The sequence below is a fragment of the Microbacterium schleiferi genome (assembly GCF_015565955.1).
Taxonomy (GTDB): Bacteria; Actinomycetota; Actinomycetes; order Actinomycetales; family Microbacteriaceae; genus Microbacterium; species Microbacterium schleiferi_A.
The window spans coordinates 2,570,953-2,591,701 of sequence record NZ_CP064760.1; the positions used below are offsets into that span (position 1 = coordinate 2,570,953).

Sequence of the window (20,749 nt, forward strand, 5' to 3'; positions counted from 1 at the left end):
GTCAGTCCTCCCCTGTTCTCAGTACTGCCGCCATCGAGGTGGCGCGGGCTCCCAGCACACCGCCGACGACAGCGAGGGCCAGAGCGGCCAGCACGATCGCGACGAGCGTAGCGCTCAAGACGGGATCGACGAAGAGCGAGGGCTGGTCACCGCCACCGGTGAAGGGCCGCAGATCGATCGAGAACACGATCAGGAGGGGCAGCAGGATGCCGAGAACGCCTCCTCCCACCAGCGCAGTGACTCCCAGCGGAACGAAATCCCACGCCACGATGCCGCGCGTCGCGCGCCGACTCATCCCCATCGTGCGCAGCAGCGCGATGACCCGGGACCGCGCGTCGCGAGTCACCCCGGCCACCAGGAGGAGAGCCACCGCCGAGAGCGCGATGGCGATGACGACGGCGCTCAGCAACGCGATCCGCAACGCCGTGACCGCCGGCGAGCTGCGGATCTCGTCGGTCGACGCATCCAGCAGACTCACCGAGTACGCGCCGTCGATGATCTGGCCGATGCGCTCGACCACGGGGGCAGCGTCCGAGCCGGGCGCGAGGTCGATCAAGACTGTCCGAGGAAAGAACCCCTTGCCGGTGAGCGAGGTGTAGGCGTCTGCTCCGACGACGACGAACTCCGGGGAAACCGTCAGACCCAGGATCTGCTCGAGGGGTTCTGCACCGACGGCGGGAGTACCCGCGATGTCGCTCACCGTACCGCCCAGCTGCACCTCCAACGACGTCGACGGGACGACATCCAGGGGCAATGCCGCGTCGGCGATGCCCGCGGGAAAGGCTCCGACCATCCCCTGCTGGACGGCGGAGAGGGCCGTCGGATCGGTCGCGATCACCTCAGCGGTGATCCGCCCACCGGGTCCCACGACGGGGAGGTAGTCGCCCCGCAGCAGACCCGCGACCGCTGCAACGCCCTCGATCCCGCGGATCTCGTCGAGCCGATCGGCATCTACGTAGGGGCCGGAGATCTGGATGTCTGCCCCGACCGCGCGCTGGGCGGCCACCACCGCTCCCCGGTCGACGGTGGCGAGGACGATCGACGAGAAGACCGCGATCGCGACAGCGACCAGCATCGCGAGTACCGCCGCCGTGCCTGCGACGGGCTCTCGCACGGCGCGGGCAGCGCCCACGAGGCCTGTCACCCCGCGGCGACGCCGCTGCAGGCGCAACGCGAGGGCGAGGGGGATCGGATGCAGCCGCACGACCACCAGCGCGAGCGCCACGGTCAGAAGCAGCGGCGCCGCCACAGCGAGAGGGTCCAGAGTTCCCTCACCGGCGCCGCGCACCAGCAAGACGGTCACGGCGACGGCGGCGAGCACGACGACGAGGATCTGCGTCGCCGCCATCGACAGGCTCCGACGCCGATGGTCGAGATCCTCCCGGCGCACGGCCAGAAGATCGCGCGGCAGCGCGAGGGCGAGCGCGGCAGCCGGGACCGTGCCCGCGAGAACGGCAACCAGAACGGGGAGCCAACCGGCATCCGCGGGTGTGACCGCCACGCCAACCGCCGCGGCGATCACGCTCACGGGGACGCCGAGGAGGAGACCCTCGAGAGCGAGCAGGCGGCGCAACTGCGCTGACGGCGTACCTCGGGCCGAGAGCAGCGCCAACTGCGGACGGCGTCGACGAACCATGAGTGCTGCGGCGAGAACTTCGAGCGAGAAGGCGACCACGATCGGGCCCACCGCGGCCACAGTCAGGATCGCGCGCGTGGCCTCGGTGCGCCCGACAGCGACACCGAGCGCGGTCACCAGGCCGGACTCGAGCGAGACGCGAACGCTCCCGGCGGGGTCCAGCGAGAGTGGCGAGGTGACGATCGCGCGCATCGCGGGAAGCACCTGCGCGACATCGAGGCCCTCGGGGGCCGCCCCGTCGACGGGATACCACGCGACGATCGTCCCGGGCGGGTCGAGAACCTCCCAGGTGGCGGGGTTCACCCACGCCGCCGAGGTTGCGACCGGCCGCCGGTTCCCGTCGTCGAAGACGGATGCCGTGAGCGCGGTCGGCAGATGCAGCCAGCGCGGATCATCCGGCTCGGTCGGGCGAACGATCGCCGTCAGTTGGACCTCAACGACGTCGGTCGCCGTGATCGAGCGGCGTTGCCCGAGCGGCCACTCCATGGTGGCCGCGGCATCTTCGGTCAGCGCGATCCCGATCGGCCCGGAACCCGACCACTCACGCGGCCATGTTCCGCCGACGATCTCCAGATGCTCTTGCGCGTCGGGTTCGACCAGAAGCTGGATGTCGGTGTCGGGCGAGGTGGGCGGCAACGCCTCGGGCGCAACCCGCAACGGGACGGTGTAGACAGCGACCTGTCCCTCACCGACGAGACCGTGGACGAGCGGCGGCCACTGCTCACGGGCAGTCGCCAGCGCTCGCTCGAGACCGCTCACGCCTCCGTCGGGGATGAACGTCGACACCACCGATCCCGTCAGATCCCGCGTCGTCGGGGCGAGCTGACCCGCCTGGTGCGCGACCTCTTCCCGAGTGACCTGCACGAGCAGTCGTGGACTGGCTGACACGAGCAAGGCCGTCATCGCTGCGAGCACGATGATGACGGTCGCCGCACCACGGGGCACGCCGAAGCGCCGCCGCAGCAGGCGGAGAAGCGAGACACGATCAGGCGACATCCCTCACTCGTCCTCTCGGACCAGCCGCGCCAGAGCTCGCGGAAGACGCACGGACCACGCCACCACGAGCCCGCCGATCAGCAACACAGCCAGAAGGGCCAGGAGGAGAGGGACGTCGGCGTGGATGCCCACCGGGTAGGCGCCGGGGAGCTCGCCGGATGCCCACCTGACGGCAGGCGGGACGATCACCACCGCCGTGACCGCTCCCCCGACGATCCCGGCAACAAAGCCAACGACGAGCGCCGTCGTGTTCTCGACGGCCACCGTCCTGGTCGCGGTGCGGCGCCCCGCCCCCACGAGCGCAAGCAGCGCTGCCTCCCGCGCCTCCGTGCCGCTGACGCCTGCGCGCAGCATGAGAAGTATCAGCGCGATGAGGACGGACCCGATCGCCGAGACCTGCAGGGTTGTTCCCTGCGCGACGCGGTCTGCGGCGATCGCCGGGTCTGGGGTGAGTACCACGACCTGCGGGTAGTCCCGTTCGATCAGAGCAGCGGAGGCGCCGGAGGCGCCGGGGTCGTCGGAGGTGAGCCAGACCTGGTTGGGCTCGACCGGTTCCCCCGACACGACAGCCAGCCGCGCGAGGTCTACAAGGAAACCCGGGAGCCGGGTGTGCCCGGGATAACGGGGACCACGCCAGCGATCACCAGGTCTGCCGTGAGCGAGGGCGAGGAGGCATCCAGCGCCACAGTGTCGCCTTCCCGGAGCCCGAGGTCGTCGGCGACGTCTTGCGACACGAGAGCGGGAATCCGACCTGGATCGGACCGTCGACTGAGGAGTTCGGACCACGCGTCGGGCTCGACGACACCGGGGATCTCTGTCATCACCGCAGGCATGTTCTGCGACTCCAGCGCCAGGATCGGAACACGGTCACGGTCCGAACGCGTGGAGGGCATGCTGGCGACCAGTTGGCGGGCTTCCATCGCCGCGCCGGCGTGAGCCGCGGCAACAAGGGCGGAGGGCGGGACATCGGCGGGGATGGTCACGACGCGAAGGTCCGCGCCGACCCGCAACGACTCCGGACCCTCTCCCAGACCGTCAGCACTCGAGGTGTACGAGGCTGCCACGACACTCATTCCCACGGCAATGGCGACAGCGATCATCGAGGCTGCGGAGGGCCCGGGCCGGCGGGAGAGCCGCCGCAATGCCGTCACGACCACAAGGCCCCGGGCCCGGGCAGCGGAACGGCTCAGCGCCCGAAGCGCGGCAAGAGCGAGGACTGTCGATGCTGCGGCGACCGTCAGCAGGAGCAGCGCAGGGGCGAGGAACGAGATCGGATCAAGACCGAACGTCAGAAGTCGCCACGTTGCCACGCCCGTGATGACGGCACCGACAATGATCGCGGCCACGGAGACCGCCATGACCCTGGTCGACGCACCCTCGCGCGCGGCGAGCACACCGGCGGCGCCCGAGGTGACGACGACAATCACCGCAACACCCGCGGCCGCCACGGTCATCGGCGGAGCCGCCGCCATCAGCGTCCCCAGGGACGCGGCGACCCCGGCTGCGCCGGCAAGGCCAGCCACTGTCGCGATGAGGGCGGTCTCGATCACCGCCATCGTCACCAGCCGGCGCGGCGCCATGCCACGAGCCAGAAGCAGCCTCGTCTCGCCGGTGCGGGACCGCGTCACCTCGGCTGCCGAGACCACCGCGGCCACCGCGACAGCAAGCGCGAGCAACCCGACCGCGACGGCGGCAATCCCGGCTGACCCGTCGCTGGCCAGCCCGTCAGCTGCCGAACGTGCGGCCCGAGCGGCATCCACCGTGGTCGCCGCAGTGACCAGACCGCCTGATACCGCGGCGAAGACCGCCATCGCGACAAGCGGCGCGCGCGCCGCCGAGGCCCGGCGCAGGGCGAAACGGATGCCTCCGCTCACGTGCACCTGCTCCGCATTCTGGCACTCTAGCCGAGCACGCGCGGGGCATAGGTCTGGCCTGGCAGCGCGATGTCAGTCACCCGTCAGCGCACGGTTCGCGACCCGAAATGTCGCGGAATTGCGCACCCCCACGACCCCGAGTCGATCGCCGTGACCTCCGTTTCGCTGGCCGAGGACGAGCTAGAGATGTCGCTGACGGCACCGGCTTCGGCATCCGGCGCGCGTGGTCATGCCGGACCCGTGAACGGCTGTGTCGACTGAACCGTCAGCTTCCCGTCAGGTTCGGTGAGCTCGGGCGGTCAGGTCGACCAGATCGACTGGTGGCTATCGCATCCGCTCGCCCGGAAGGCCCCCATGTCACTCGCCCTTCACCGGCTCGGCCACCTGGTCGCTCGCCATCGCCTGCTCGTCATCATCGGCTGGCTGGTCGTCATTCTCGCTCTGCTCGGGGCCAGCCGCGTCGCCGGAACCGCCTACGCCGACAACTTCTCCGTTCCCGGCACCGAGTCTCAGGTTGGGCAGACCGTCCTGGAGGAACGCTTCGGCTCGACTGCAGCGGGCGCGAGCGCGCAGCTGCTCTTCCGGACGGACTCCGGGTCCATCGAGGATGCCGGAGCCACGGCGGTCATCGAAGACACCCTGGCCGAGATCGAGGCGATCCCCGGCGTGGCAAACGTCAGCAGCATGGACCGCCTGCAGATCGACGAGAACGGCGATGCGGCGCTGGCCAGCGTGCAGTTCGAGGACGAGAAACCCAGCGACGAAGCGCTGGATGCCGTGTATGAGACAGCCATTGTCGACGAAGCCGGCGTGACCTCGACCATCGGAGGATCGGCCTACGGCGAAGGTAACCCGAGATGGCGCACCTGTCCGAGGTCATCGGCATCGCGGTCGCGCTTCTGGTTCTGTTCGTGACGTTCGGATCGTTCCTGGCTGCCGGGATGCCGATCCTCGCCGCCATCGCAGGGGTGGGGGCGACGATCAGCGTCCTGGGCCTGGCGTCCCACGTCGCTGACATATCGACGGCGACCCCGTCCTTTTCGACGATGCTGGGTCTTGCCGTCGCGATCGACTACTCCCTGTTCATCCTGTCGCGACATCGGCAGGAACTGGCAGCCGGCCTGGAGCCGCGCGAGGCGATGTCCCGCGCGCTGGGAACGGCGGGCGGCGCCGTCGTGTTCGCAGGGCTGACGGTGATCATCTCGCTCCTCGGGCTCTCGGTGGTCGGAATTCCCGTTCTCACCGTCATGGCCTTCGGCGGGTCGCTCGCGGTGACCACAGCTGTGCTCGTCGCCCTGACGCTGCTGCCGGCAATCGCCTTGCTCGCCGGCACGCGACTGACACCCCGCCCTCGCCGTGCTCGGCGACGTGCCGCGTCCCCGGCGCCCGACAGCCGAAACTCCCTCTCGAGCCGGTGGTTGCGGCTGGTCACACGTGTGCCCGCGTTGACGGTCGTGATCGTGGTTCTCGGTGTCGGCGCGCTCGCGATCCCCGCCGCCCAGATGACGCTCGCCCTGCCGGATGCCAGCACCAAGCCGGTCGGCACCAACAGCCGTGACCACTTCGATGCTGTTGCTGAAACGTTCGGCCCCGGCTGGAACGCCCCGCTGCTGGTGACCGTCGACATCCTGGAGTCCGCCAATCCCGTCGAGACGATGGACGACCTGTCAGCAGCGGTCGCGGAGATCCCGGGTGTTGCGGCGGTACCGCTCGCATCGCCCAACGAGGGAGCCGACACGGGCCTGCTGCGCGTCATTCCCGAGGGAGGGCAGAACGATCCGGCTACGACGGAGCTCGTCCATGAGTTGCGCGAGCGCGCTCCCGACCTGGAGGAGCAGTACGGGGTCAGCGACATCCGGGTGACCGGAACCACGGCCATCAACATCGACACCTCGGAGCGCCTGGCAGCCGCCCTGCTGCCGTTCGCCCTCACCGTCGCGGGGCTGTCGATCGTGCTGCTGATGATCGTCTTCCGCTCGATCTGGGTGCCGATCAAGGCCACGGCCGGCTTCCTCCTGTCGGTCGGAGCCGCGTTCGGAGCAATCGTGGCGGTCTTCCAGTGGGGGTGGTTTCCCGCCGTGCTCGGCGATGCCCTCCCGGGGCCGTTGGTGAGCTTCCTGCCGATCCTGGTGATGGGCGTCTTGTTCGGCCTGGCGATGGACTACGAGATGTTCCTGGTGAGCCGGATGCGGGAGGACTTCAGCCAGGGCCATGATGCCCGTGGCGCCGTCATGAGCGGGTTCCGGCACTCCGCCCCCGTGGTGACGGCGGCGGCGCTGATCATGATCGCGGTGTTCGTCGCGTTCATCCCCGCCGGCAGCGCGACGATCAAACCGATCGCCTTCGGCCTGGCCGTCGGTGTGTTCGTCGACGCGTTCCTCGTCCGGATGACGCTGGTGCCCGCCGTCATGACGTTGCTCGGCGACCGCGCCTGGTGGATCCCCGCCTGGCTGGAGCGGATACTGCCAGCCGTCGACATCGAGGGTGACGCTCTCGGACGTCAGGTTGCGCTAGACGAGAGCGGGCGCAGCACCCTTGCCATCAGCGCGCATGATCTCGTTGTCGAACCCGGAGCGGCTCCTCTCAGCCTCGCGATCGGCACCGCCGAGGTGGTGAGCGTCCCCGTTCCCGGCGGTATCGACGAGATGACGCTCGCGCATGTTCTCGCCGGCAGAACCCGTCCGGTCTCGGGAACACTCGCCGTGAACGGTCAGGTGCTGCCTGAGCGCGCCGAGGCCGTTCGTCGCGTGACGGCGATCGTCACGGCCGACGACGTGAGCCCCAGCGATGGGGCGGTAGCCGACTACCTCGCCGCGACGCTCGAGACGGTCGGAGGACGACGACAAGATCGCGCTGCGCGCCTGGCTCGCGCCGTGAGCCTTGCGCCCGCAGCCGACGCGCCGATCGCGCGCCTCGATCTGGCCGCTCGGCGACAGCTCGCGGCCGCCGTCGCCCTAGCCTGCGGCGCACAGATCGTCTTCCTTCCCGGGTGCGATGACCGAGGTCTCGCCGAGACCCTCCGCAGCGCGGGCGCCACGGTCGTCATGTTCACCGTCGCGCCCGCAGCCCTGACAGCATCCGCCCCCCTCGCCTCGATCGGAGCCCCCGCATGAGCGCGTCACGCCCCGCGCCCTCACCCTGTTTCTCATCGCCGCTCTGGTCATTCCGTTGGGAGCTGCCGCGCTCCTGAGCTGGAGTGTCACCGACCGCGCGGATCGCGTGGGAGAGGTTCCGGTGGCGATCGTCAACGACGACGAGATCGTCACCGGCGACACCCCTATGGCCGCGGGGCGGGCACTCTCGAGCGCACTCGTGCATCCGGAGGATGACACGTTCGGACTCGGCTGGACGCTCACGAGCGCCGAGGATGCCGCGGACGGCCTCGCCGCGGGCGAGTACTACGCGGTCCTGACCATCCCCGAGGACTTCTCGCAGTCCGTACTCTCGGTGGGCACCGACGCGCCGACCAGCGCCGAGGTCACCCTCGAGACCAACCCGGCGGCATCGGCGGTGGGGGCGCTGGCGGCAGAGGCTGTCACGCTGGCGGCGACCCAGACGCTGGGAGAACAGGTCACTGACGCCTTCGTCACCCAAACGATCGCGGGTATGAACAGCATTTCTCAGTCGCTGACCGACGCCGCCGACGGCGCCGAACAGCTCGCCTCCGGGGCGGGGCAGCTTGCCGACGGTACGGCAACGCTCGCCGACTCCAGCGCGCAACTGGCGAGCGGTCTGTCGCAGGCGGCCACCGGTACTCAGAGCCTTGCGACAGGAACACAACAGACGGCGTCGGCATCGTCGACTCTCGCATCCTCCGCAGGACAGCTAGCAGGCGGAGCCTCCCAGCTGGCCTCCGGCTCGAGCAGCGTCAGCGCGGCGGCATCGGGAGTGGCCGGGGGCAGTCAGCAGCTCTCGTCGAGTCTCGCCAGTCTTGCCGCGACCTGCCCAGCCGTGTCGAGTTCCCCCCAGTTCTGCGCCTCGCTGTCGGCGAGCGCGCAGGCAGCGGCGACCCTTGCGAGCTCTGCCACGCAGACCGCGGGCGGCGCCGCGACCGCCGCGAGCGCTGCTGCATCCCTCGCGTCGGGAGCCTCGCAGCTTGCCGCGGGGACGGCCCAGCTCGCCGGTGGCGCAGCCCAGGTCGCAGACGGGGCAGCGCAAGCCGCAGCTGGTGTCTCATCGGCAGCGTCCGGAGCCTCTCAGCTGGCCGGCGGGGCCGACACTCTCGCGGGGGCGGCGACAGAACTGGCCGGTGGAACCGAGAGCCTGGCCGACGGTCTCGCCGAGGGCGCAGCCCAGGTGCCGGTGACCTCCGACGAGGATGCCGAGACTCTGGCCTCGGTCGTGACCACCCCCGTCACTGTCGCCACAGACGCGACGAGTTCGGCAGACGGATGGCTCGCCGCGACCATCGCCGCGCTCGTCCTGTGGCTCGGGTCGCTTGCCACCCTCGTTGCCGGCCGACGCGTGTACTCGCGCGCATCCCTGGATTCCCCGGCCTCCACCGGCAGGCTGTCTTGGCTGCTCCTTCGTCCCCGGCTGGCGATCGCGGGCATCCAAGCTCTCGTAACAGTGGGCGTGATCGGGATGTTCGGGCTCCCGCTCACTGCCGCGGTCGGCTTCACGGGCGTGGCACTTCTGGCCGCCGGATGCTTCACCCTGCTGGCCTCCGCACTCGACGGAGCCTGGGGACGGTGGGGACTCGTCGGATTCGGCATCCTCACGGCCGCTCAAGCTGCCAGCTCCGCGGTGCTCCCGCTGCAGACCGCTCCGCCGGTCTTCGGGACACTGAACCAGCTGCTTCCCGGCACCGCGTTCACGTCGCTCGCGGCAAGCCTCGCTGGCGACCCCGACGGGTCTTCGGCACTCGGCGCCATCACGGTGCTGCTGGTGTGGAGCGTCCTGGGCGCCGTGGGCGTGAGGTGGGGCATCCGTCGCCGGCGTGCCCTCACCGGGAGCCGCCGGAGTGCCATCACGGTGGCCGGTGGGGCTGTTGCCGCGCAGCCCGTGGCAGGATGACGGCATGAGCGCCCGCATCCTCGTGGTCGATGACGACGACGAGATCCGTGCGATGTTGGACTCGACGCTGCGATTCAGCGGCTTCGAGGTCACCCAGGCCTCCACCGGGGCCGACGCGATCGCCGCCCTCGCCGCCGCGCCTCCCGACGTCGTGGTGCTCGATGTCATGATGCCGGGCGTCGACGGGTTCGAGGTCGTGCAGCTGATCCGCCGACGAGACGCGACCCTTCCCGTCCTGTTTCTCTCGGCCCGTGATGCTGTGGAAGACCGCGTGCGAGGGTTGCGGCTGGGTGGTGACGACTACGTCACCAAACCCTTCAGCGCCGTCGAGGTCGTGGCACGCATCGAGACGCTCCTACGCCGCGCTGCGCCGACCGAAGCACCGAGCGACGACGCCGCCATCCGGGTCGCCGATGTCGTGCTCGATGAACAGCGCCATCTGGTCGAGCGCGGTGGAACGCGCATCGACCTCTCGCCGACGGAATTCCGGTTGCTCCGGATGCTGATGGACAACGCCGACCACGTCCTGTCCAAGAGCCAGATCCTGCGGGAAGTGTGGCTCTACGACTTCGGCGGTGAAGCGAACGTCGTCGAGCGGTTCATCTCGAGCCTGCGGCGCAAGCTCGATGCCCACGGCGATCCGCTGATCGAGACGGTGCGCGGCTTCGGCTACGTCCTGCGCACGGATGCCGGTCGCTGACGTGCGATCACTCCAGGCGCGACTGACCCTCACTCTTGCCGCCGTCATGGTGGCTGTCGTGCTGGGCGGCGCGACAATTCTCTCGCTCGCGATCTTCCCGCTGCTGGGTCAGCAAGACCTCAGCCAACTGGAGAACACGGCGCAGCGGTTGACAGCCGGTCTGGACGCGACCGGCGGTGCCGTCACCTCCGACGAGAATATTCAGCGCATTGCGGCGGACGCGATCGGCGTCATCTTGAGCAACGACACCGGTATCCTCGCCGCTGCCGGCATCCCCGATGAGGACGTCGCCACGGTCCTCGCTCGCGCTGAGGACTCTCCGACCGACATCGACGGTCGATACCTCGCCGAGACGATCGACACGTCGGGGCTCTCGCTGACATTCAGCGCAGACGGGACCGAGGTTCCGGTGACCTCGGCAGTGCTCGTGGTGCGCACCGCCGATCGCGAGGCCAACGGCGTCCTGCTGATCACGGCGCTATCGGTGACCGCGGTTGCCACGACGATCATCCTCATCATCGCGGCGGCCCTTGTCGTGGGGCGCGGACTTCGCCCGCTCACGGCGATGGCCGAGCACGCCGAACGCATCGCCGAGGGCGACCGCACCCTGCGCCTTCCGGTTGAGAGCAGCGGGGATCCGGCGATCGCACGCATGGCGAGCACCGTGAACCTGGCCTTCGACGTGCAAGAGGACGCCGAAAACCGCATGCGCTCGTTCGTCGCCGATGCCTCGCACGAGCTGCGCACGCCGCTGACCACCGCGAGCGGCTGGGTCGAGCTGTACTTGCGAGGCGGTCTGACCGACCCCGAGGCGCTCGCGGAGGCGATGGCGCGCGTGGAACGACAGCTGGGGCGCATGAGACTCCTCACCGACGAACTGTCTCTGCTCGCGCGCACCGACGCAGGTCGGCCCCTCGAGAATGCGCCAGTCGATCTAGCGGCGGTCGCCGCCGAAGTCGTGTCCGATGCCCGCGTGCTGCATCCCGAGCGACGACTCACCGTCCAAACTGACGGTCCCGCGGTGGTGCTCGGCGACGAGCCACGCCTGACACAGGTCGCGCGCAACCTCGTCGGGAATGCGTTGCAGCACACACCTCCGGATGCCGACGTCACCGTCAGCATCCGATCGAGCGACGGTCGCGTCATCCTGCGCGTGCACGACACCGGCCCGGGTATTCCGTCCGAGCAGCTGCCGCGCGTGTTCGAACGTTTCTGGCGCGGCGACAGCTCCCGCCATTCCGCGGGCTCAGGCCTCGGGCTCGCGATCGCTCATGCCCTGGTGAGCGCGCACGGCGGCATCCTGCGGGTGACGAGCACGCCGGGTCAGGGCACGACGTTCGAAGCGAGTCTTCCCGCGCTGGACGTTCAGCCGGCCTGATCGGACTTGCGGGCGCCGGCCTCCAGCACATCCCCGGTCGGGAGCTCGTGGTGTCCACCGAACTGCAGGCGCATCGCCGACAGCAGCTGGTTGGCGTAGTGATCCTCGTCCCGGGACGCGAACCGCTCGAACAGTGCGGCGGCAAGCACGGGAGCCGGAACCCCCGTGTCGACAGCAGCCTTGACGGTCCAGCGACCTTCTCCCGAGTCGGAGACCCGACCGGCAAGCCCATCCAGCGTGGGGTTCTCTTCGAGGGCGGCAGCCGTCAGGTCGAGCAGCCACGACGAGATCACCGATCCACGGCGCCACAACTCCGCGACCTTGGGTGTGTCGATCGTGAACTGATAGAACTCCGGCTCTTCCAGCGGTGCGATCTCAGCGGAGTGCTCGGCTTCGCGCACGCCCGCGTCGGCGTTCTTGAGAATGTTCATGCCTTCCGCGAGCGCGGCCATGATTCCGTACTCAATGCCGTTGTGCACCATCTTGACGAAGTGGCCGGCACCCGACGGACCGCAGTGCAGGTATCCGAGCTCCTCGGGGGCGAAGTCGCCGGTGCGTCCCGGCGTGCGCTCGATGTCGCCCTTGCCCGGCGCGATGGTCTTGAGGATCGGCTCGATGCGGTCGAACGCCTCGTTCGGACCACCGACCATGAGGCAGTAGCCGCGCTCGAGACCGAAGACACCGCCGCTGGTCCCGGCATCCACGTAATGGATGCCCTTCGGCTTGAGCTTCGCCGCACGACGCACGTCGTCGCGGTAGTTGGAGTTGCCACCATCGATGATGATGTCGCCGGGCTCGAGCACCTCGGCGACCTGGTCGACGACCTGGCCGGTCAGACCTGCGGGGATCATGAGCCAGATCGCGCGCGGCGCCTCCAGCTTGCTGGCCATGTCGGCGAAAGACGAGGCGCCGGTGGCGCCTTCGCCGGCGAGGGCGGTGACGGCATCCGGGTTCACGTCGTAGACGACGCACTCATGTCCGTCATTCATCAGGCGGCGCACGATGTTCGCGCCCATTCGTCCAAGTCCGACCATTCCGAGCTGCATGTTCGATTCCTAACCTTGTCGGTGTCGAGCGGCGCTGGTATCAGCGAGAAGAGACTCACTCGCAGTCTAGAGAGCCATATGATGACCGCGTGAGTGAAGATTCCTCCGTGCCGCGACGACGACGTGACTGGCTGGACATCATGGCGGTGTTCGTTCTCTCGATCACCGCGGTACTCACCGCGTGGTGCGGGTTCGAAGCCTCCAAGTGGGGAGGCGAGATGTCGATCGCGTTCAGCCAGGCATCCAGCGCTCGCGTGCAAGCGACCAGCGCTGAAGGCGAGGCCCGCGATGCGCGCCAGTTCGACCTCAGCGTGTACGCCGAGTGGGTGCGGGCAACCTACAACGGCGAGCAGGATCTCGCCGAGTACATCCAGGAGCGGTTCACCCCGGAGTTCACCATCGCGTTCGACGCGTGGACTGCAGGGGGCCGCGTCGAAGCCGGTCCGTTCGCCGTGCCAGAGTATGTTCCCCCAGGCACGGTCGAGGCTGCGGAATTGACCGAACGCGCCGATGCCAAGTTCCAGGAGGCGCTGACCAACAACCAGCGCGGCGACAACTACTCGCTCCTCACGGTGCTGTTCGCCCTCGTCCTCTTCCTCACCGCAATGTCCCAGCGCGACCTCGCGCCGTGGGCGCGACGGTTCCTGCTGATCGGAGCGACGGCCCTCGGCGCCGTCGGGGTCGTCATCCTCTCGACCTTCCCGATCCGGATCTGACCGCCGGCGACGATCCGCCCGGGTGCATCTAGCGGATCACGTAGTCGGCCTCGGTTTGGACCCGGACTGAGACGCCGACGAAATCGGGCAGCCCGTCCAGCGCCGTCGCGAGATCCCCCGTGTCGGGGATGTTCCCGTCATCGGTGACGACGTCGATCGTCGCGTTCACGCCCACCCAATGGACCCCGGTGACGGATGCCGACGAATCGGAACTCACCCAGTCCTGCGCCGCGTCCCGAATCGTCAGCCCCCAGGAGGTCAACGCGAAGGACACTGCGGTGTTGAACGCCAGCGGAATGACGACGATGACGGCGGCGATTCCGACGATGACGTAGGCGCGGCGGCGACGTGCCGTCGGCAGCGAGCTCGGTTCGCGGGCGTACCCGGCGAGGGTGAACACGATGCTGCCCGCGATGATCAGTGCCACGACATTGGAGAGGAAGAGCCAGAGGGCGCCCATCGCCTCATCCCACTCGCCCACACCGGCGCACACGCCGACGACCCCCAGCGGCGGGACGAGCGAAATCGCGATCGCGACACCGGGAAGCACCGTGCTCAGGTCGCGCCGCGACATCGCGAAAGCCCCGGCGGTTCCCGTCGCCAGGGCTGCCGCGAGGTCGAGCAACCCCGGCGATGTCCGTCCGGTGATCTGGGAGTTGCTCTGCAACGCGGTCGGATCAGCGACGAAGACGGCGAACATCGCACCGATCGCGATCACGACGACCACGCCGATCACGACCCATAGCAGCGAGGTCACCACGAGTCGCAGTTGGCCGACGACGATCCCGAGCGCGATCCCGAGGATGGGGGTCGCCAACGGCGCAATGATCATCGCCCCGATCACGGTGGCCGTCGAGTCTCCGAGGACGCCCGCCGCGGCGATGATCGCCGAGAGGACGAGCATGATCAGGAACGCGGAACGCTTGCGTCCCACCTCACCCGCGCCGAGGTTCAACGCATCGTGGAGCTCGTCGGGCGTCAGTCGCTGCGACGGGGGGATGAGCGCTTCGGTCAGGCGCGACACGGCACTCAGCGGAAGAAGCTGTTCGCGCGGGACGTGAACAACAGCAGCAGACCGATCAGCGGCAGCACCGCCGAACCGATCGCTGACCACAGCTGTGCCGGCTCCGTGATCATGAGGTAGACCGACCCCGCGATGTTCAAGACGAAGACGATCGCCGTCAGGATGCGCGCGCCGTTGCTCCCGCCGAACAGCCCCAGGCTCACCAGAATCGTGATGAATCCGATGAGCATCGCCACGATTCCCAGGGTGATCTCTCCGCCGATCATCAGGAGAACTCCCGCGATGATCTGCAGCGCACCCGTGATCCAGGCGATGATCGCTACCAGGGTGACTCCGAAAGGTCGTCTACCTGCCATGTTCCCTCCCCAGCGCGACGGCCGCACGGCGCGGCATCCGTCCCGTCGGCATCACTGTAGCGGGCGCGACGCTACGCGAGGAGGGTCTCTCCGATGAAGCCGCCCTCCGCGCATCCCGGGGGCACCGCGAAGACCGCCGAACCGATCGGGATGGTCCACTCGTTGAGCAGGTCCAACTCGTCGAGTCGGCGCTGCATCGGCACGAACTGCTCATCGACGTCAGCTTGGAAGGCGGCGAAAATGAGGCCCGAGTCCGACAGGTCGCCACCCGTCGGAGCATCGTCGTAGTTATACGGACGACGCAGGATGCGCTCCCGCGGATTCTCGCTGCGGGCACGGCGGATGTGAGAGAACTCCGGGATCACCGGGAAACCGAGAGCGTTGCGTGCGTCGAAGTCCGGGTCGTCAGTCTCCTGGGTTCCCGTGAGCGGCGCTCCGTTGTCCAGTGTGCGGCCGACCGATTGCTCACGACCCGAGCGATCGAGTTTGTCCCACGTATCGAGGGTCATCCGGATGCGCCGAACCACCATCCCGGTGCCGCCGGCGAGCCAACCGTCCGAGCTCCAGACGACCTCATCGAAGTCGACTGTTCCTGCCTCGGGGTTGACGGTGCCGTCGACCTGCCCGAAGAGGTTCCGCATGCTGCGCTCGGGATAGGCGCCCGCGGAGCGCCGGAAGCCCTGCTGCACCCACCGCACCGTCGTGAACGAGCGCGAGTCCTTGAGCAGCATCCGCGTCGCATGGGCGACGACGAGCGGGTCATCGGCGGCGATCTGGATCAGCAGGTCGCCCCCCGTGTACGCGGGGTCGAGCCTGTCGATGGAGAACGCGGGGAGGGGCTTCAGCCAGCTCGGTCCGACGCCACCTGCGCGCGCGACGAACTGCGGCCCGAAGCCGAACGTGACAGTGAGCCGGGCCTTGGCGATCGCGAGCTCGGGCTCCGAGTCAGCGAGCGCCGGCTCGCCGCGGGTCAGACGGGCGGCGTCGTCGGTGAGGACCTTCATCATGCGCCGTTGACCCTCGCGCTGCACCTCGGGCAGCAGGTCGAGAGCGACGAATGTCCCGTAAGTCTGAGCTGCCGTGTCGATGCCGGCCTGGTGGATGCCGTAGAAGGGGACGATCTCCGCCCCGTCCAGCGGGGTGGACCCGGATGCCACGGGAGCAGCATCCTTCTCGGCGGTGAGGGCGAGGTCGATGCCGATCGCTGCGGCCGCGCCGACGCCGGCGACAGCTCCTCCTACGAGGAACTGTCGCCGGGTCGACCCGGGGCGATCGGAACGATTCCGATCAGCGGTCATTACTGGTCGTCGCCGCCCATGTCCATGCCGGAATGGTCGTCGCCCATGTCCATGCCACCGTCGTTGTAGTTCTCGTCAGCGCCGGTGAAGTCCTTCACAGGAGCCGTGAACTCCATCGTCGAGCCGTCCTCGAACGTGACGGTGAACGTCGCCTCGTCGCCCGCGACGAGAGGCGCCGTGAGGTCCATGAGCATGAAGTGGTAGCCACCGGGCTCGAGCGTCAGGCTGCCACCGGCGGGCACGACGAAACCGCCGTCCTTTTCTTGCATGACCATGCTGCCGCTGCCGTCGTCCACGACTTCGTGCAGTTCCATCATCGAGGAAGCGTCCGAGGTGATCGAGACGATCGTTGCGTCGGAGTCGCCGTCGTTCTCGAGCTCTCCAAAAGCTGCCGACATGCCGCTGTCGGCTGCCTTGACCCAGGCATCGGTGATCGTGACGGAGTCCGCTTCAGCGGCGGTCGTCGTGCTGGTGTCCGTGGACGCACAGCCGGCGAGTCCGAGAGCGGCGGCGACCAGCAGGACGCCGAATCGGGTGGAAATACGGGTGTTCACAGGTGTCCCTTTCAGGGCTTCGGGGGCTCCTCATCGGAGCCCCGGCGGGCGCGCCGAGCGCGACCGCGAAGGAAGAAGAGAACCAGCGCGAATAGGGCGAGCGCTGACGCTGCCCCGATCGCGCCGATCAGAACGACGCGCGGGATGCCGCCGTCCTCTGCCGCTGACTCGTGCGGCAGGGTGGTCGCTTCGTCCGAAGGACCACCGGTGGTCTGATCTGCTGTCGGCGTGGATGAACTCACCGCGGTCGGAGTCGCCGTCGGCGTCGACACCGCTGCCGGGTCATCCACCGTGAAGGGGATGAGACCGGAGATCGGATGCCCGTCCGACGAGACGACCCGCCAGCGCACTTCGTATGCCCCGTTCGGCATCCCCTCGGCGAGGGGAACCGTCAGGGTGTCGAAGTCGATCTGGATGTCGCCCGCGACCCAGTCGTTCTCGTCAGCATCCGCAACGATCACCGCCGCACCGATCTGCATGATCTCGGCTGAGAACGTGAGTTCGACCGCGGTGGGGGCCGTTGCAAGCTGCTCGTTCTGCTGCGGAGAGCTCGCGACGAGTTCGTCGTGCGCCCAGGCGGGTGCGGCGACGAGCGACAGGGCGACGGTGGCAACCGCGACCGAGGCCGCGAGAGCCCCGGCGCGCGCGCGGAGAGACAACGACATGGAAACGCCTTTCGTGAGTGAACGTCGATACGCCTCCCCCGGCGCCGACCGGCAGCCGCGGGAGTCGAGACAGAGAGTCAGACCACGAAAGACAGGGGCGGCCCACGCCTGCGCACGAACGTGGCAACGCGAGCGGAACGGATCGGTGCGGCGCAAGCCGAGACGAGGCCCGGTCGCCCCGCGACAGCGGGCAGCGTGATGTCGCCCGTGAGGATGCGACGGCGCACCCAGGAGAGGATCTCGCGGGCCAAGACCCCGAGACGGATGACGAGTCGTTCGCCTCGGTACAGCACGGCAACCGTCAGTGCAGCGGCGACGAGGTGAGCGAGCCACATGGACAGGTCTGCGGCGACGACCACCGTGTTGGTCGACAGGTCGAGACCGGGAAGACCGTGAACGTGCCCCGTCGCCGTTGTCGCTCCGGCCGCTCCCGTGTCGGCGCCGAGCACGAACAGCAGATGGAACAGCAGCTGGCTCACCAGCACCGCGGCACTCAGTCGGACCAGCGAGAGCGCGCGACCCACGAGAACCGTGCACACGGCAAGCGAGAGCACCCACGGCACGGCAATCCCGAGCCACTGGGGCATCGCCCCGCCCGCCGCCACATGCGAGAACAGGGCGACGAACGTCGCGATCGATGCGGCAACTGACGCGCGGATGACGCGGGTCGCTCGCGATCGGGACATGGACCCATTGTCGCAAACATCGACGCGTCGCCCGCGCATGGGACCTTATTCCCGGTTAGGCGGCCCGCTCGCCGACCCATAATCCTGCTATGACCCGCGTCACCTACAGTGCGATCTCGAGCTTCTCCCGCGTGCGCATCCTGTTCCTGTTGCAGGAGCGGCCCGAACGCACCGTCACCGAACTGTGTGAGGCGACAGGCCTGCACGCGAACACCATCCGCGAGCACCTTCAGCGTCTCGTGGACGGCGGGTATGTCGTCGCTGAGACCGAGCATCGCACAACCCGGGGCCGCCCGCGGGTGCTCTATTCGGCAGCAACGGGTCGGGACCGCGACTCGACCAGCTCTGTCGCCCGCCACAAGGCGGCGGCCGCCGCCCGGCGCGGGGATCTCATGCGTCGCGTGATGCCATGGACCGATGTCGACGATCTGCCGACGGATGCCGTTCATCAGCTCGACGCACTGGTGGAGGACCTCGGGGATGCCGGATTCGAGCCGATCGTCGACGAGTCGACGCTCACCGTGGACCTGTCGCCGTGCCCCCACGCGTCAGCGAGCGCTCGCGACCGCGAAACCCTGTGCGCGGTGCATCTGGGTTTGATGGACGGGGTGCTCTCTCAGGCCGGGGGCCGTTGCGGGTCGACGGCATGGCAGCGTCGCGGAATCCGGAGCGGTGCGTGGTCAAACTCCTGCCCCGGCGGGCCTCGGTGCTGGCTGCGCTCGCTGCGAGCTGACGGCGCCCCCGCCGCGCTGTGAAAGGTCGCGGCACGCGCGATAGCGTGGCCGAGTGACCGATCCCCGACGGATGCAGCGCATCATCGTCATCGCGCTCTCGTCCGCCCTCGCAACCGTCTCCCTCGCCAGCCTGTCCGCGCTCTCGCCGGAACCCGCCGCAGCTGCCTGCACACCACCGCCTGCTGCCGCCGTGGTGGACGCGCTCGATATCGATGAGTTGCACGCCCGTGGACTGACCGGTGCCGGTGTGAAGATCGGCGTGATCTCGACCTCCTTCGACAACGCCACCACGCCGCAGCCGACGACGGAGTCGCAAGATATCGCCGCGGGGGCGCTTCCCGGTCCGGGAAACCCCTGCGGGTGGGAGCGTCCCGTCACCGTCCTCAGCGACAACTCCCCCAACGATGATGAGGGGCGCGCGATGCTGCAGATCGTGCACGCCATCGCACCCGCGGCCGAGCTGTACTTCGCAACCGCAGACGTCACCGAGAGCGCCACCGTCTCCTCTGATCAGTCCATAGCCGACGCGATCGACTCCATGATTGCGGCAGGTGTCGACATCATCGTCGACGACATGATGGAGGTCTACGACACCGCCTTCTCCGAGGGTCTGTCGGCGGCAGCAGCTCGCCGCGCAAGCGAGGCGGGCATCGCGTACGTCGTCCTGGCCGGCAATCTGGGATTCGTCGGGGCGAGCACTGTCGATACCAGCCCCGCACCGAGCGGCGGATACCAGATCGCCAGCTACACAAGCACCGCGTTTCGCGGGGCTCCGTGCCCAGCGGAGATCATCGCCGACGCTGCTCCGATGCCCGTGGAGTGCCACGACTTCGACCCGGGGCCTGGCGTCGATACGACGCAGAGCTACACGCTGGAGGTGCAGAGCGATCGGTCTCCCGAGCTGTACGCGCTCGTCGAATGGGGGACCAGCCGTACAACCTGTCGAACACGCTGTACGGTGCGTTCACGGATGCCTCGACCGGCGCGCTCACGGACCTTCTGATTCCCGGCACGACAGAAGCTGCGGGCGCACCCCTCTCGACCGGGACCGTGTTCGGCGCACTCGGCTACACCGGACCGCCCGCAGCGATCTACCCGGGCCGGGACCTGCTGATCGTGCGCGAAGCCGACACAGCGCTGACCGGTGATCTGCCGATCCGCTTCGAGTTCTGGTCCAACAACAGTCCCCGTGTCGTCGCCGCCGCCGAGTGGTTCACCTCCACGACGACCGACACGTTCGGGAGCACCATTGTCGGCCGCTCGGCCAACCCGAGCTCCATCACGATCGCGGCACGACCGCTGTTCCCGGCCCTGGATGTCATCTGTCCCCCGCTGGATCCGAGCGTCTTCGGCCTCGAGTGCTTCAGCTCCACGGGCCCGCAGACTCGCTACTGGGGTGCGCTGAACCTCGCCCAGGTGCCGCCTGCTCCCCTGCCGGCACCCGAGACCCGCGTGGGGCCGACGATCACGGCGTACGACGGCATCCCCACGACCTTCTTCGGTATGGACGTCGGTGGCCAGTGGCTCTTCTACGGCACCTCTGCTGCGACGCCAACCGCAGGCGGCGTGTTGGCCCTCGGAATGCAGGCGGCGCCGGACGCGCGCGTCGGAGACCTGGTGGCTGCCCTGCAGGAAACGGCGAGCGATCGGGCCGCACCCATGCCGTGGAACGGTGTGACACGCGCGTCCGCTGCCGGCGCCGGGTTCATCGCACCGGTCGCCTTCATCGATGCCGTACATCCCGCTCCCGCACCGACACCCGAGCCCACGGCGGCGGCCGGCGGCGCTACCCTCGCCGAGGGTGGGGCAGAGAGCCCGGCCCCCATCGCCGTCGCCGCGTCGGTCATTGTCGGCGCCGGGCTGCTTCTCCTGCTGCGGCGCCGCCGCTCGGCATCATCGCTCCAGCATGAGGAGCAGCCACAGTGATCGCCGGCCGAGCGAGGGCTGCGATGACGGACCAAGGTCCCGCGCGAGTACCGCGACCGCCGCGGTACCGTGATGAGCGCCAAGCAGGTGGAGTGGCGGACGTCATTTGACAATGCCGAACCCGAGGCTGTTATTCACGGCCTC

General features: G+C 68.8%; 19 protein-coding genes. 9 read left to right on the forward strand and 10 right to left on the reverse strand.

Features of this window, described 5'->3' with window-relative positions; translation table 11 throughout:
- Window position 1: 1 nt before the first annotated feature.
- The 3 genes from IT882_RS12485 to IT882_RS12495 are packed head-to-tail and all read right to left on the reverse strand — an operon-like array spanning window position 2 to window position 4,506.
- Window positions 2-2,632, reverse strand: a complete 2,631-nt coding sequence (locus IT882_RS12485) for an FtsX-like permease family protein (RefSeq protein ID WP_195692120.1) — start codon at window positions 2,630-2,632, stop codon at window positions 2-4.
- 3 nt (window positions 2,633-2,635) lie between these two features.
- Complete coding sequence (locus IT882_RS12490) at window positions 2,636-3,196, reverse strand: FtsX-like permease family protein (protein WP_195692121.1); 561 nt, start codon at window positions 3,194-3,196, stop codon at window positions 2,636-2,638.
- 20 nt (window positions 3,197-3,216) lie between these two features.
- Window positions 3,217-4,506, reverse strand: coding sequence for a hypothetical protein (locus tag IT882_RS12495; RefSeq protein ID WP_195692122.1), 1,290 nt, complete (start codon window positions 4,504-4,506; stop codon window positions 3,217-3,219).
- A gap of 354 nt (window positions 4,507-4,860) precedes the next feature.
- Between IT882_RS12495 and IT882_RS12500 the strand changes: the two genes are divergently transcribed.
- The 5 genes from IT882_RS12500 to IT882_RS16665 are packed head-to-tail and all read left to right on the forward strand — an operon-like array spanning window position 4,861 to window position 11,600.
- Entirely contained in the window at window positions 4,861-5,421 is a 561-nt protein-coding gene (locus tag IT882_RS12500) for a hypothetical protein (RefSeq protein WP_195692123.1), read from the forward strand.
- Window positions 5,364-7,619, forward strand: a complete 2,256-nt coding sequence (locus IT882_RS12505) for an MMPL family transporter (RefSeq protein WP_195692124.1) — start codon at window positions 5,364-5,366, stop codon at window positions 7,617-7,619. Before IT882_RS12500 ends, IT882_RS12505 begins: the two co-directional genes overlap by 58 nt.
- Window positions 7,620-7,644: 25 nt before the next feature.
- Complete coding sequence (locus IT882_RS12510) at window positions 7,645-9,522, forward strand: YhgE/Pip family protein (RefSeq protein ID WP_267490555.1); 1,878 nt, start codon at window positions 7,645-7,647, stop codon at window positions 9,520-9,522.
- 4 nt (window positions 9,523-9,526) lie between these two features.
- Complete coding sequence (locus tag IT882_RS12515; RefSeq protein ID WP_195692126.1) at window positions 9,527-10,222, forward strand: response regulator transcription factor; 696 nt, start codon at window positions 9,527-9,529, stop codon at window positions 10,220-10,222.
- Window positions 10,209-11,600: a sensor histidine kinase gene (locus IT882_RS16665; protein WP_229382116.1), complete on the forward strand. Its 1,392-nt coding sequence runs from the start codon at window positions 10,209-10,211 to the stop codon at window positions 11,598-11,600. Before IT882_RS12515 ends, IT882_RS16665 begins: the two co-directional genes overlap by 14 nt.
- On the opposite strand, the gene gnd is transcribed toward IT882_RS16665, so the two are convergent.
- Entirely contained in the window at window positions 11,588-12,646 is a 1,059-nt protein-coding gene (gene gnd / locus IT882_RS12525; RefSeq protein WP_195692127.1) for a phosphogluconate dehydrogenase (NAD(+)-dependent, decarboxylating), read from the reverse strand. The genes IT882_RS16665 and gnd overlap by 13 nt on opposite strands.
- An 89-nt stretch (window positions 12,647-12,735) precedes the next feature.
- Here gnd and IT882_RS12530 point away from each other — a divergent pair, with 89 nt between their 5' ends.
- Complete coding sequence (locus IT882_RS12530) at window positions 12,736-13,362, forward strand: hypothetical protein (protein WP_229382117.1); 627 nt, start codon at window positions 12,736-12,738, stop codon at window positions 13,360-13,362.
- Window positions 13,363-13,390: 28 nt separating this feature from the next.
- Here the strand turns inward: IT882_RS12530 and IT882_RS12535 are convergent, their stop codons facing one another.
- The 6 genes from IT882_RS12535 to IT882_RS12560 all read right to left on the reverse strand — a co-directional run bounded on the left by IT882_RS12535 (window position 13,391) and on the right by IT882_RS12560 (window position 17,945).
- Window positions 13,391-14,386 carry a TIGR00341 family protein gene (locus IT882_RS12535; RefSeq protein WP_195692128.1) on the reverse strand — a complete coding sequence of 332 codons (996 nt, stop codon included), beginning with the start codon at window positions 14,384-14,386 and terminating at the stop codon, window positions 13,391-13,393.
- A 5-nt stretch (window positions 14,387-14,391) separates the two neighbouring features.
- Window positions 14,392-14,742, reverse strand: coding sequence for a hypothetical protein (locus IT882_RS12540; protein ID WP_195692129.1), 351 nt, complete (start codon window positions 14,740-14,742; stop codon window positions 14,392-14,394).
- A gap of 71 nt (window positions 14,743-14,813) precedes the next feature.
- On the reverse strand, window positions 14,814-16,040 hold the full coding sequence (locus IT882_RS12545) for a Dyp-type peroxidase (RefSeq protein ID WP_195692130.1): 1,227 nt from the start codon (window positions 16,038-16,040) through the stop codon (window positions 14,814-14,816).
- A complete protein-coding gene (locus IT882_RS12550) occupies window positions 16,040-16,594 on the reverse strand; it encodes a copper chaperone PCu(A)C (RefSeq protein WP_195692131.1) in 555 nt (184 codons plus the stop codon). The genes IT882_RS12545 and IT882_RS12550 overlap by 1 nt, the downstream gene beginning before the upstream one ends.
- 11 nt (window positions 16,595-16,605) lie before the next feature.
- Window positions 16,606-17,259 carry a copper resistance CopC family protein gene (locus IT882_RS12555; protein ID WP_195692132.1) on the reverse strand — a complete coding sequence of 218 codons (654 nt, stop codon included), beginning with the start codon at window positions 17,257-17,259 and terminating at the stop codon, window positions 16,606-16,608.
- 77 nt (window positions 17,260-17,336) lie between these two features.
- Window positions 17,337-17,945, reverse strand: a complete 609-nt coding sequence (locus IT882_RS12560) for a hypothetical protein (RefSeq protein WP_195692133.1) — start codon at window positions 17,943-17,945, stop codon at window positions 17,337-17,339.
- A gap of 89 nt (window positions 17,946-18,034) precedes the next feature.
- On the opposite strand from IT882_RS12560, the gene IT882_RS12565 reads away from it, so the two are divergent.
- The 3 genes from IT882_RS12565 to IT882_RS12575 are packed head-to-tail and all read left to right on the forward strand — an operon-like array spanning window position 18,035 to window position 20,605.
- Complete coding sequence (locus IT882_RS12565) at window positions 18,035-18,700, forward strand: helix-turn-helix transcriptional regulator (protein ID WP_229382118.1); 666 nt, start codon at window positions 18,035-18,037, stop codon at window positions 18,698-18,700.
- A 31-nt stretch (window positions 18,701-18,731) separates the two neighbouring features.
- Window positions 18,732-19,682: a hypothetical protein gene (locus IT882_RS12570; RefSeq protein ID WP_195692134.1), complete on the forward strand. Its 951-nt coding sequence runs from the start codon at window positions 18,732-18,734 to the stop codon at window positions 19,680-19,682.
- Window positions 19,598-20,605 (forward strand): S8 family serine peptidase, encoded by a 1,008-nt coding sequence (locus IT882_RS12575; RefSeq protein ID WP_195692135.1) that lies wholly within the window; start codon window positions 19,598-19,600, stop codon window positions 20,603-20,605. The genes IT882_RS12570 and IT882_RS12575 overlap by 85 nt, the downstream gene beginning before the upstream one ends.
- Window positions 20,606-20,749 lie beyond the last annotated feature (144 nt).